Genomic DNA, 13022 nt, shown 5'->3' with positions numbered 1-13022 from the left:
AGCAAATCTGTTCTTTTCTCTTTTGTCAGACAGGGACAGCATCTGCTTTCCCCGTGCTGATATTATGTTTTATTTATCCTGATTTCCGGAAATTTTTTTATCACTCTCCGGTTTTGCCTGACCATTTCCAACTTCTTCAGCGTCATCTTTGCTGTCAGTTTCCTTATCAGGCTCTGCATCACTTCCTACTATATTATTTGCAAGCTTTTCAGCGTCCGCCCTGCTGGCCACGCTCTTCATAACATGCATGAATTTATCAAATATACTGATAGGATCATCATCTGAATCATCGTCATCCTGAGACTGATCATCTGCATGCGCAGTGCCAGACTTCACATATTCATCATCTGGAAGATCTGATGGGTACTGAAGCATATGCTGCTTCTGCTTGAGCTTCCTTTTGTTCTCACGCTCCGCAAGCTTCTGCTCCGGCGTCTTCTTCTTGAACCTTATATCCTCTTCTTCCTCAGTTATATATATCGGCTCTCCCGTCTCCTCATCTATCCTGCGGATCTTCTCATACTCGGATGTCTTGAACGCAAGATTCTTCTCCTGCAGCTTTGCAGTGCATGTCCTGTTGATGTACATGTAACAGCAGGCAAATACAGGAACTCCGAGAAGCATTCCAAAGAATCCGAACAAACCGCCGCCAACTATAACCGCTGTGAGCACCCAGAAGCTTGAAAGTCCTGTGGTATCTCCGATGATCTTCGGTCCGAGGATATTGCCATCAAACTGCTGCAGTACAAGTATAACAATAAGCAGCACAAGACTCTTTATAGGATCTGCAATGAGCACGATGAAGAAACATGGCACAGCTCCTATGATAGGTCCGAAGAACGGTATGACATTTGTCACTCCGACGATAACACTTATCAGAACCGCATATGGCAGATTGAGTATCGTTGAAACTATGAACATGATCATTCCAATGATAAGTGAATCAAGTATCTTACCATTAATAAACTGACCAAATATCCTGTTCATCTCTGAAAGTCCGTCAAGGATAGTATTTGCATTCTTCACCTTGAATACCGCATATATGATCTTCTTTCCCCTAGATGCAAGATATTCCTTGTTTGCCATCACATATATCGAAGCGATAATACCGATGAAGAAATTGTATAGGAACTTAAGACCTGAGAACACTCCACTTCCTATATTCACCACGATCTTGTCCACATTTGGCATGATCTTGGTATTCAGCATATCCTGAACCTTGAGATATGCATTGTTCATATACTTGTTGATCTGATCCTCAGGTATATTGAGCTTCTGGAACTTCTCATTTATATTCTCCACCATCGTCTGAAGGTTGGAATAATAGGTATCCATGTTGCCCACAAGCTGCTTGATACTGTCGTAGAGCTGAGGAACCACCAGCCACACTATTCCGGTTATGATTCCAAGGAACACTATGGTAGTTAAAATAACCGACAAAGTTCTCGAAACCTTGAACAATTTTTTCTTATCCGATATGACTCTCTCTTGGAATATCGTATGAAATAATCTGTCGAAAAAAACAAGTATCGGGTTCATGAGAAACGCAATGACTGCGCCCACTATGATCGGTGCAAATGCACTCGATATCTTGTCAAGTATCGCACGAAATCCCGACCATTGCTCCAGTATCTTATTAAAAAGGAGTCCGACAACGATTATTCCTATGACCGCCAGACTTATGTTGAGAATTCTTTTCTTCTTATTATTAACAGCCAACTTCTTCTCTCCCATTCTTTAGCATGTGTTTATTATATTAGTTTTTCCAAACCTGTTCAATACAGCTTACGCAAAATTAACCATACATTTATCATTTAATCTCATAAATTTTATAATTCGTGCATATAATGCACTTTAGGGGATAGTATGTTCAGAAAATTTATGTTGTTTACCCTACTGTTTTTTAGTAAAATGAGAGCTAGCCAAGGGCAAATGCGAAAACTATCGCATACCAGGATTTCCTAAACAAGGGAGGTGTTCTATATGAATTGGGAGATTGCAACCTGGCTTATCATATTTGCCGTATGTCTCATTGCTGAGATCATATCGCTTGGACTTACAACCATCTGGGCATGTGGAGGAGCCCTGGTGGCAATGATCATCGCTTTTTTCAGCGGATCGCTGCCACTACAGATCGTTGCATTTCTTGTTGTCACCACTATTCTTTTCTTCACGACAAGACCGATTGCCAAGAAGCATCTTGACAACCAACTGGTAAAGACAAACGTAGAAAGTCTTATCGGCAAACACGTTATCGTATCTGCTGACATAGACAATCTCAAGTCCACCGGTCAGGTCTTGATCAACGGAGTTGAGTGGACAGCAAGATCCAAACATGGCGATACCATTGAAACCGGAACCGAGGTCGTGATCGACGAGATATCCGGAGTCAAAGCAATCGTAGAAAAGGCAGGAAAGCCGGCAATATAAAGCTAAGGGCTTATCAGCTTAAGACACACACATTTTTAATTAAGGAGATTATTATGGACGGAGCAGGAATTTCACTTATTATCATTTTATGTCTGATCGTAATCGTTATTATTTGCAGTACGATCAAGATCGTGCCACAGGCACACGCTTATGTAATTGAGAGACTTGGAACATATCAGGCAACATGGTCTGTTGGACTTCACATGAAGATGCCTGTTATCGATAAGGTAGCCAAGAAGGTTACACTCAAGGAGCAGGTTGTTGACTTCGCTCCACAGCCGGTTATCACAAAGGATAACGTAACAATGAGGATCGACACAGTCGTATTCTTCCAGATCACAGATCCTAAGCTTTTCAGCTACGGAGTTGAGAATCCTATCATGGCCATCGAGAACCTGACAGCTACCACACTTCGTAACATCATCGGTGATCTCGAGCTTGACCAGACACTTACATCAAGAGAGACCATCAACACCAAGATGAGAGCAACACTTGACGAGGCTACTGATCCTTGGGGAATCAAGGTCAACAGAGTAGAGCTCAAGAACATCATCCCTCCTGCAGCTATTCAGGATGCCATGGAGAAGCAGATGAAGGCAGAGCGTGAGAGACGTGAGCAGATCCTCCGTGCTGAAGGTGAGAAGAAGTCAGCCATCCTCATCGCAGAAGGTAACAAGCAGTCAGTCATCCTTGAAGCCGAGGCTGAGAAAGCTTCTCAGATCCTCCGTGCTGAGGCTAAGAAGGAAGCAACTATCAAGGAAGCCGAAGGTCAGGCACAGGCTATCCTCGCTGTACAGCAGGCAAATGCAGATGGTATCAGAGCACTGAATGAGTCAATGCCTACAAATCAGGTCATCACTCTAAAGAGCCTGGAAGCATTTACAAAGGCTGCAGACGGCAAGGCTACCAAGATCATCATCCCATCAGAGATACAGGGAATCGCAGGTCTCACCTCTTCTATTGTAGAGGTTGCCAAGAGCACTGAAACTGCTGCCATATCAAAGCAGTAAGCAAAGAGATTAATCACAAAAGGCATACATGACAGTACATTTCACTGTACCGTCCATGTATGCCTTTTCTTATAACTTCATATGTATATCATTCAGGATATTATAATAGTCTTTCATATATAGAAACATATATAGTATTATTGCTCTGGAACCGGAAGTCTTGCGGTCTCATGCTGCAGTTCATCCAGCACTGATCCAAATTCATATGTAACATTTATGATCTTATCCTGCCCCTTCGGGATACCGTACACAACATATTGATACACCACAGACATTGGGGTAAGGGCATCATCTGTATATTCACCATAGAAAATCTTTCTCTTTATTGGATCCGTATCACTGTCCGTATCTATAACCACAATGTCAAAGTTTCCTGTTCTCGCGCCGTGATTTAACAGTATATCGCTCACCAGATAATAGTCATAACTGTCATAATCAAATTCCACTTCACTCAGATAACTTATCTCATCAGTGGTAATTTCCGCCCCGCCAGGAAGAGTATATTTCTTATCATTCTCAATTTTCTGTCCATACTCTCCATCGTATATTTTGTATAACTTTCCTTTAGGAGTGTCAAGCTTACTCACATCATACCAAACCGACGCATCAGCCTTTTCACCTACCACATACATAATATTTGTAGGAGTAGACTGACCTTTCGGTGAATCAGGATCATCATTCTGGCAGTATACAACCATATACCCATAATCACCTGATCTGACCATAAAGTACATATGTCCATGATCAGCATCCACTACTTCTGATATGTCATTGACATCTGCATATCCATCATATGACACCAAAATGTCTATGTCCTCCTGACTCATAGGTTCCAACATCATACAAGATTTTGATCTGAGATATACATCAAAATAATCCCCTCCGTCTGACATATCCTCCGCATCTGAATCCCCATCGTTCGGAGTATCCATCTCATATTCCATGTCATATACTACATATCCTTCGGGAATATCGGCATCTTCCAGCTCTATAGGCTCCACTGAATTTATCGTCAACCACGCCGTATTTCCGTCAGGATCCACATTCACCATCTTGTCTCCAAATGCATATCCTTTGACCGGGATACTATCAACATAATAATTCCCATCGCCACTGTATATTTCATCATCTGTATCCTCATATTCGTCTTCTGATCCTACATCAAACCCAAGACTTTTGTCATGATCTGACGTGAGCGCCGAATAAACGGTCCCCAAACTTATTATCAGGAAAAATACAATGATAATTATCATGCTGACTTTTTCTAGTCTCTTTTCATTATCGAGTACGTCTTTTTCTTTCTTCATGAACCACTCGCTGTGCACGTTTCCATACTGTTTATTCTTGTCTTCAGTATATGATGTCTGATCCTGATTGTAATCTCCGGCATCTGACGAGGCTGCTCCGCTTTCAAACTGCCCATCTCTGTTTTTTTCCACATACCACGAACCGCATCTCGGACACATATGCCCTGTCTTTTCGGGGTAAAATTTTTTACCGCAGCTTTTGCATGTAACCTTCAATTATCCACCTCATCAGTCATTCTTGCTTACGTTGTTGTACTGGAAGAAGTCGATTCTGTGATCTTTGAAATAGTACTTTGCGTCACGCTCATTTACCTCTCGAAGAACCTTACACGGGTTTCCGACAGCCACTACATTTGATGGTATATCCGTTGCGACCATACTTCCAGCTCCTATGACGGTGTTATCACCTATAGTCACCCCCGGAAGTATCGTAACTCCTGCACCTATCCAGCAGTTCTTTCCTATAGTTATAGGTGCATTGTACTGATAGCCCTGTTTTCTGAGCTCAGGATTTATTGGATGTCCCGCTGTTGCCAGAGTTACATTTGGTCCAAACATGGTGTAGTCACCAACGTAAATATGTGTGTCATCCACCATTGTAAGGTTGAAATTCGCATATATATTGCTGCCCCAGTGAACAAATTTGCCGCCCCAGTTTGCATGGAGTGGTGGCTCTATATAGCAGTTGTCTCCTATCTCCTCAAACATCTCCTTGAGCATCTGCTGACGCTTGACCATCTCTGTTGGTCTGGTCATATTGAAGTCATATAATCTGTCCAGACACTTTATCTGCTCTCTGGCGATATCCTCATCGCCCGGAAGATAAAGCTCACATGTGTGCATCTTTTCCAGCTCTGATTTTCCCATTGTAAATACCTCCTGTATTTTATTTTTGTCTTCATAAACCCGCCATGTTGTAAATCCGTTTCTTTTTGACATCGTGGATTATCACATCATGATCACACTGGCTATATGAAAGCAACAGGCACCACCAAGCCGCACTAAAGCGCCCATGATGATGCCTGTTATATCGTCGTATATACATTATATTCAAATGTACATACATGGCGCACTCGGCACCATATATATCATTTAGTTGTACTTGTAGTAATTGATGAGGCAGCCATCTGTTATGATCTGTCTCTCATCGTCTGTGAGTTCTCCAAGTCTCAGCTCTATCTCAGCAAAATCCTTGTTCACAACATAAGCCTTGATGACCTCTGTCTTGTTCTTCACAGCATCCTTGATTCCTGGGATGAATACATAATCGTCATTGTCAAAGTCGAAATCCTTGTCGATCACAAATGGAAGCATACCCCAGTTGATAAGGTTTGATCTGTATCTCTTTGTAGCGTATTCCTTTGCAATGTTTGCCCATCCACCGAGAACCTTCTGGCATGATGCAGCCTGCTCACGGGCTGAACCGTCACCTGGCTTAACAGCATAAATGGTACTTCCAACACCTGTGTTGCTTCCGCATACGTCCTCAAACTTCTCCTTGATAGCATGCATAACTTCCTTGACCTCTGGGAATGCCTTACCCATGCACTCACCTGCCTCACGAACCTTCTCTACAGCCTGGATAGCCTTCGCTCTTCCAACGTACTCAGGATCCTTTCTTGACAGAGTGAACTCTGCAAGTCCAAGAGGATTTGATCTGTATGATGAAGTCTCTCCTGATGGGATAAGCTCATCTGTTGTTGTTACAGGATCATGTATAACTGATGCCACCTTGAGGAGAAGGTTGTCTGTAAGAGGAACCATCTCAGGCCAGTCCTTGATGTTTGGACCAAACTTGATCTCAACCGAAGGATCAGCCTTTCCAACACCGTTGTAAACTCTTCTGTCGTATATAGCCTTGTCGAAGAAATACTTTGGATGTGTGTACTCTATATCTGCAAGGTCTGTTGCTGATGTCAGATAGCCCTTGTTGGCTGCAGTTGCTGCGATAGAACGCGCATCCATAAGCGCAACAGATGAGATCTGACCATTCTGTATCTTTGAGCCCTCTCTGTTAGGGAAGTTTCTTGTTGAATGTCTGATGGAGAATGCATTGTTGGCAGGTGTATCACCGGCACCAAAGCAAGGTCCACAAAATGCTGTCTTAACGATGGAACCTGTCTCGATGAGATCAGCCAGAACACCGTTCTTTGCGAGCTGCATATATATAGGTGTACTTGCAGGATATACTGACAGTGTGAACTCGTCAGCGCCTATGCTCTTGCCTCTGAGGATATCAGCCGCATCGCAGATATTCTCATATCCACCACCGGCACATCCGGCGATGATTCCCTGCTCAACATACAGCTTGCCATCTCTTACCTTATCCTTGAGTGTGAAGTCGACCTTGCCGTCAAGGCTTACAAGTGCACGCTTCTCAACATCATCAAGGATATCCATGAGGTTGGCATTCAGCTCGTCGATGGTGTATGTGTTGCTTGGGTGGAATGGCATAGCTATCATTGGCTTAACTGTTGACAGATCTACATATACGACTCCGTCATAGTAAGCCACATCGCCAGGATTCATCTCCTTGTATGCCTCACTTCTTCCGTGAATGTCATACCAATCCTTTATCTTGTCATCTGTCTTCCATATTGATGACAGACATGTTGTCTCTGTTGTCATAACATCAATACCGATACGGAAATCTGCTGAGAGCTTGTCAACACCAGGACCAACGAACTCCATGACCTTATTCTTGACATATCCGCAGCCAAATGTTGCTCCGATGATGGCAAGTGCCACATCCTGAGGACCAACCCCCTTCTGTACCTCTCCGTCGAGATAGATTGCGATAACGCCCGGCTTTGCAACATCGTATGTCTTACACAGGAGCTGCTTTGCGAGCTCACCGCCGCCCTCTCCAATAGCCATAGTACCAAGAGCACCGTAACGTGTATGTGAGTCTGATCCAAGTATCATGGCGCCACACTCTGCCAGCATCTCTCTTGCAAACTGATGGATGACCGCCTGATGAGGTGGTACATACACGCCGCCATACTTCTTCGCACATGAGAGGCCAAACATGTGGTCATCCTCATTGATGGTTCCACCTACGGCACACAGTGAGTTGTGACAGTTTGTAAGTACATATGGTATAGGGAACTCCTTAAGACCTGATGCTCTTGCTGTCTGGATGATTCCTACAAATGTTATATCATGTGAAGTCATCTTATCGAATTTGATCTTAAGATTCTCCATATTGTCAGATGTGTTATGCTTAGCCAATATTCCGTAAGCAAGTGTGTTCTTTGATGCCTCTTCCTTTGATGGAGCACTGCCAAGCTTTGATGCGAGAACTGCACCTGCCTCAGCATTATCCTCAACCAGCTCTGTACCATGTAACAGATAAGCACCGTTGTCAAATAATTTAATCATACTCTTCCTCCTGGTAATAGCTTTTTGTCATTTATGGAATTTCACACAGATGTATACAAAACCCCATGTTTCTCTACATCATACCATATTATTTTCAAATTTTAAATAGTATTATATTACAGCTTAACGCAAAAAATCTGCCATACATGCCCAGGCACATATGGCAGCTCCGATGCATCAGATTGAATATACTGTACAGATACCCTTAACCGAAATACCTGTACCTGATACATCCTATCTGACACTATATAATCAATCTCCCCTCAGAGTTAATTATTCTCTGTTACATACACTATACTATTTGTATAATTTTTCCAATAGTTTTGACATAAATCGACACAAACGACGCGTATAACAACCTGAACGACATAAATTTTCGTTTACAACACACATATACTTTAATTATACCTATTGTAGAAATTCCCATTTGTATGATAGAATGTTCCTGATATGTTAATAATTTAAGAGTTTTGTTTATCTATCAATTTTTCACAGGAGTGTTTGATTATGAATTTTCTGATTGTTGAGGATGACAATATCCAGCTTACCGGCTTAAAATATATAATTGAAGAAGAGTACGCAGACGCTGTTGTCAACACTGCATCAACTTACAACGATGCCATAACAATAATAGATTCATTTGATATTGATATCTTTTTACTGGACATTGATCTCGGTGGAGGGAAGACCGGATTGGATGTATGTGGTTATCTCCGAAGAATTCCCAAATACAGTGACACACCTGTCATCTTCATCACCGATATCACCGTTCCAAACCTTGATGTCATCAACAAGTATCATTGCCAGTATTATTTCTCAAAGCCTTATGACAGAATCGATGTCGTAGGAGGTATCAACTCGGTGCTCACACAGCCTGACGACCAGACATCAAGGATCCGCGTAAAGGATATCCAGGGAATACTTTTCCATATAAGCATGGATGAAATAATTTATGTATGTGCATCCGGCCACCACAAGCACATTTTCACATCCGACGGCGATTTTATCGTCACCAACCCGACCTTCGAGTCAATTTTGCAGGATGCCGGTGATGCTTCTCTGGTAAGATGCCACAAAAGCTATTACTTCAATCCCAACTACATACAGAGTTATGACAGATCCAATTCACTTATAAAGCTAAAGCTGACTCAGGAGTCCATACCGGTTGGACGCAAATATAAAACTATTATAGAAACTTACCAGGAGTACAGATAAAATGGCTGCATATTTTAACTTTCTTTCCAAGATATTGCTTGATACCTTTGTATTTTTAATATTCATGATGGCGATATACAATGTAAAATTTTCCCAGATAGCAAGGAGACTTCCACCTTTGCTTCTGCTGACTTTACCAGTCTCTCTGATTGCCACAGTTACAGACTCCATGTTCATATTCACACTGATAACATACATCTACTGCTTTGTATTCTACTCCCTGGTCTTCCGTTATCCGCCAATGAAAATCATAACGGGCTACGCAATAGCTCTTATAATCATGACAGTGCTGAACCTTATACAGATGGTTGTCATCATGCAATTCACAGACAACCCTTTCACCAATGCTTCAACATATATAACTGAAGCTATGGCTTTTGTGATAGCTGTTTTGCTGTACAAATTCGGGCACCTGGATAAGCTGTATGAAACCCTCATCATAAAAAACCAGGTTTTCAGGAATATAATACTCGCTGTATTTGCCCTCATGGTCTCCATGGTTTTATACCAGCGTATATCACCTAAAGATTTCATGAATGTGTTTATGACTTTCCTGTTTATAGTTATTCTTATACTCATCCTGTACGCCGGAATGTACAAGAACTACATGAGTCTCAGGGAGTCCCAGAAGCAGCTGCAGTCTTATGAACAGTATCTTCCTATTATAGAGGAGCTTATTGATCAGGTTAGAATGAGACAGCACGATTACAACAACGAACTTCAGGCAATAAGCATGCTGCCGATCAGCTGCACTGATTATGAATCACTCTCTGCCGCTCTGGCAAAAGAGCTTGATACCTCATGCAGCGATCACGTTATAAAAAATTCCTACCTTCTGAGGATCAACATGAAACTGATCGCCGGATTCCTGTTCAGCAAGATGAACCTTGCCCAGGAGCGAAATATAGATCTCAATATAAATGTCAAGAATTCGACTCTCACATCAAAGGCTGCTGAATTCGAACTTCTGGATACGATGAGTATTCTGGTAGACAATGCATTTGATGCCACCGAGGATGGAGGACATATAGAGATAGTGATCGACTCAGACGGAACGAAGACATCCATTGAGACCCTCAATGCAGGTCCTACTCTCACCGCGGCAATGCGAAGGGACTTCTTCACCAAAGGCTACTCGACAAAGCCGCTGAAGAATGGCAGATATTCAAGGGGAATAGGTCTTTATAAGTTAAAACAACTCACAAAAAAATATGACGGTGAGATCCTTCTCGACAATCAGACAGCAGACGGACAGACTTATATTCATTTTCTGGTCAGACTATAAATATCACTTTTATGACCTTTTAAGACAGCTATGGACAGATCCCATATCTGTCTTTTTTGTTGATAATGATCTCTTTCATATATACACATGCAGTATTTTTATCTTTTTTTCCCTATTGTTTAAGATTTTATGTTGCGCAGCCCGTCAACATCTAACATTTTCAGGCATATCCACCATTATTCGTTAATTTTTTCTGTATTCCACCATATATCCTTAATTTTATTCTTTACTTATTGTTTATAAATGGTATAATCAAAAGGATTATTTTTTCATATTAAATGGAATTAAATAGAACTTAATGAGAAATTTTTGACAGGAGATGTAAAAGTGAAAGATACTATCGAAATCAGATGGCACGGACGTGGTGGTCAGGGTGCCAAGACTGCTGCCCTGCTTCTCGCAGATGTGGCATTCAAAACAGGTAAATATGTTCAGGGATTCCCTGAGTATGGTCCAGAGAGAATGGGCGCACCTATCACTGCTTACAACAGGATCAGCAGTGAACCTATCAGAGTACATTCCAACATTTACGAACCACAGTATGTGGTTGTTGTAGACGAATCTCTGATCGAACCTGTACATGTGACTGCAGGTCTCGCCGAGGATGGCGCCATCATTATAAATACACCTAAGACTCCGGACGAGGTTCGTCCACTGCTCAAGGGTTACAAGGGCAGGGTATACACACTTGATGCCAAGGAGATCTCCATGAAGACTCTCGGCAAGAATTTCCCTAACTCTCCTATGCTTGCAGCCATCGTTGCTGTCAGCGGAATAATGGAGGAGGGACCTTTCCTCGAAGATATGAGACAGTCATATCAGCACAAATTTGCCAAGAAACCAGAGGTTATCGAGGGCAACATGGAAGCATTAAAGCTCGCCTTCAGGGAGGTAATGAAGTAATGAGAACAGATATAAGCAAGATACATGACAATAGCAAATGGACAGAGCTCACACCTGGAAACCACGTATACGGCGGTGGCACATCCAAGGCATTTAACACAGGTGAGTGGAGGACTTCAACACCTGTCCTCGACGAGAGCAAATGCGTACACTGTCTTCTGTGCGCACCTGTATGTCCGGATTCATGCATTCCGGTCGTATCAGGCAAGCGTCTCGCATTTGACCTGGAGCACTGCAAGGGCTGCGGTATATGCGCATACCAGTGCAAATTCGGAGCTATAACTATGAAGGAGGGCAAATAAATGGCTATAAGAGAACGTCTTTCAGGAAATGAGGCTGTGGCACATGCTATAAAGCAGATCAATCCGGATGTTATGCCTGCATTCCCTATAACACCTTCAACTGAGATACCTCAGTTCGTTTCAACATTTATCTCCAATGGAGAGATCGATACAGAATTTATCCCGGTAGAGAGTGAGCACAGTGCCATGAGTGCAGCGATCGGCGCAGAGGCTGCCGGCTGCCGTACACTCACAGCCACATCATCATGTGGTATGGCTCTCATGTGGGAGGAGCTCTACGTGGCAGCGTCCAATCGTCTTCCACTTGCCCTCGCACTTGTAAACAGAGCACTCTCCGGCCCTATCAACATCAACTGTGACCACTCAGACAGTATGGGCGCACGTGATACAGGCTGGCTTCAGATATACGCAGAGAACAACCAGGAGGCATATGACAACTTTGTTCAGGCATACAGAATATCTGAGCACAAGGATGTCAGACTTCCTATCATGATATGTCAGGATGGTTTCATCACAAGCCATGCCGTTGAAAACATCACCCTCATCGAGGATGATCTCGTAAAGAAGTTTGTAGGCGAGTACAACCCTGAGCAGTATCTGTTAAATCCTGAGATGCCTATGGCTGTCGGTCCTTACGCCACATCTCCTTACTATATGGAGACTAAGATGGCTCAGAACACTGCCATGAAGAATGCAAAGCAGGTTATTCTTGACGTTGCAAAGGAATTCGAAGAGATGACAGGCCGTCACTACGGATTCTTTGAGGAGTACAGACTTGACGACGCTGACTACGCCATCGTTATGATCGGTTCTGCTGCCGGAACAACAAAGGAAGCTATAGATGAGCTGAGAAACGAAGGCAAGAAGGTCGGACTCCTGAAGATCAGAGTATTCAGACCATTCCCTGGCGAGGAGATTGCAAAGGCTCTCGCCCACACCAAGGCTGTGGCTATACTTGACAGATCGGAAGGGTTCAGAGCAGGCGGCGGACCTCTCTCAGCAGAGGTTAAGGAGCACCTGTATGACATTCAGGCAGCCACAAAGGCTGTCAGCTACATCTATGGTCTCGGCGGTCGTGACTACACTGTGGAGAGCGCAAGAGGCGTATTTGCACAGCTTGAAGACATGATAGAGAACGGTGCTGAGATCCCTCAGTATCAGTACATAGGACTTAGACAGTAGGAGGTAA

General features: G+C 43.0%; 11 protein-coding genes. 7 read left to right on the top strand and 4 right to left on the bottom strand.

Translation table 11 applies throughout. The annotated features are described in order from the left end of the window. Positions 1–69 precede the first annotated feature (69 nt). Positions 70–1719, bottom strand: a complete 1650-nt coding sequence (locus tag DW159_RS01115) for an AI-2E family transporter (RefSeq protein ID WP_242992591.1) — start codon at positions 1717–1719, stop codon at positions 70–72. A 264-nt stretch (positions 1720–1983) separates the two neighbouring features. On the opposite strand from DW159_RS01115, the gene DW159_RS01110 reads away from it, so the two are divergent. After that, a complete protein-coding gene (locus tag DW159_RS01110; protein ID WP_015533182.1) occupies positions 1984–2430 on the top strand; it encodes an NfeD family protein in 447 nt (148 codons plus the stop codon). A 53-nt stretch (positions 2431–2483) separates the two neighbouring features. Beyond that, positions 2484–3440, top strand: a complete 957-nt coding sequence (locus DW159_RS01105) for an SPFH domain-containing protein (protein WP_055143974.1) — start codon at positions 2484–2486, stop codon at positions 3438–3440. A gap of 137 nt (positions 3441–3577) precedes the next feature. Here DW159_RS01105 and DW159_RS01100 read toward each other — a convergent pair whose 3' ends face one another. The 3 genes from DW159_RS01100 to DW159_RS01090 all read right to left on the bottom strand — a co-directional run bounded on the left by DW159_RS01100 (position 3578) and on the right by DW159_RS01090 (position 8128). Next, entirely contained in the window at positions 3578–4879 is a 1302-nt protein-coding gene (locus DW159_RS01100) for a hypothetical protein (RefSeq protein WP_147323099.1), read from the bottom strand. A gap of 96 nt (positions 4880–4975) precedes the next feature. Further along, positions 4976–5614 carry a sugar O-acetyltransferase gene (locus DW159_RS01095; protein ID WP_022217198.1) on the bottom strand — a complete coding sequence of 213 codons (639 nt, stop codon included), beginning with the start codon at positions 5612–5614 and terminating at the stop codon, positions 4976–4978. 225 nt (positions 5615–5839) lie between these two features. Beyond that, on the bottom strand, positions 5840–8128 hold the full coding sequence (locus DW159_RS01090) for a hydratase (protein ID WP_022217197.1): 2289 nt from the start codon (positions 8126–8128) through the stop codon (positions 5840–5842). Positions 8129–8635: 507 nt separating this feature from the next. On the opposite strand from DW159_RS01090, the gene DW159_RS01085 reads away from it, so the two are divergent. From DW159_RS01085 to DW159_RS01065, 5 genes are all read left to right on the top strand, one after another. Beyond that, positions 8636–9343 carry a LytR/AlgR family response regulator transcription factor gene (locus tag DW159_RS01085; protein ID WP_117548652.1) on the top strand — a complete coding sequence of 236 codons (708 nt, stop codon included), beginning with the start codon at positions 8636–8638 and terminating at the stop codon, positions 9341–9343. A 1-nt stretch (position 9344) separates the two neighbouring features. Beyond that, positions 9345–10628, top strand: a complete 1284-nt coding sequence (locus DW159_RS01080) for a sensor histidine kinase (RefSeq protein ID WP_117548651.1) — start codon at positions 9345–9347, stop codon at positions 10626–10628. Positions 10629–10955: 327 nt separating this feature from the next. Further along, on the top strand, positions 10956–11531 hold the full coding sequence (locus tag DW159_RS01075) for a 2-oxoacid:acceptor oxidoreductase family protein (protein ID WP_022217194.1): 576 nt from the start codon (positions 10956–10958) through the stop codon (positions 11529–11531). Then, positions 11531–11833 carry a 4Fe-4S binding protein gene (locus DW159_RS01070; protein WP_004848700.1) on the top strand — a complete coding sequence of 101 codons (303 nt, stop codon included), beginning with the start codon at positions 11531–11533 and terminating at the stop codon, positions 11831–11833. The genes DW159_RS01075 and DW159_RS01070 overlap by 1 nt, the downstream gene beginning before the upstream one ends. After that, positions 11834–13015, top strand: a complete 1182-nt coding sequence (locus DW159_RS01065; RefSeq protein WP_117548650.1) for a transketolase C-terminal domain-containing protein — start codon at positions 11834–11836, stop codon at positions 13013–13015. It begins immediately after the preceding gene. Positions 13016–13022 lie beyond the last annotated feature (7 nt).

Source organism: Coprococcus sp. AM14-16 (assembly GCF_003434675.1).
Lineage (GTDB): Bacteria > Bacillota > Clostridia > Lachnospirales > Lachnospiraceae > Coprococcus > Coprococcus aceti.
Note: the sequence above shows the minus strand (reverse complement) of the source record. Positions and strands in the feature narration are given on the sequence as shown.

Coding starts and splice junctions, on each gene's coding strand:
- DW159_RS01105 (WP_055143974.1), top strand. CDS start 2,484: ATGGACGGAGCAGGAATTTCACTTATTATCATTTTATGTCTGATCGTA.
- DW159_RS01085 (WP_117548652.1), top strand. CDS start 8,636: ATGAATTTTCTGATTGTTGAGGATGACAATATCCAGCTTACCGGCTTA.
- DW159_RS01095 (WP_022217198.1), bottom strand. CDS start 5,614: ATGGGAAAATCAGAGCTGGAAAAGATGCACACATGTGAGCTTTATCTT.
- DW159_RS01065 (WP_117548650.1), top strand. CDS start 11,834: ATGGCTATAAGAGAACGTCTTTCAGGAAATGAGGCTGTGGCACATGCT.
- DW159_RS01070 (WP_004848700.1), top strand. CDS start 11,531: ATGAGAACAGATATAAGCAAGATACATGACAATAGCAAATGGACAGAG.
- DW159_RS01110 (WP_015533182.1), top strand. CDS start 1,984: ATGAATTGGGAGATTGCAACCTGGCTTATCATATTTGCCGTATGTCTC.
- DW159_RS01090 (WP_022217197.1), bottom strand. CDS start 8,128: ATGATTAAATTATTTGACAACGGTGCTTATCTGTTACATGGTACAGAG.
- DW159_RS01080 (WP_117548651.1), top strand. CDS start 9,345: ATGGCTGCATATTTTAACTTTCTTTCCAAGATATTGCTTGATACCTTT.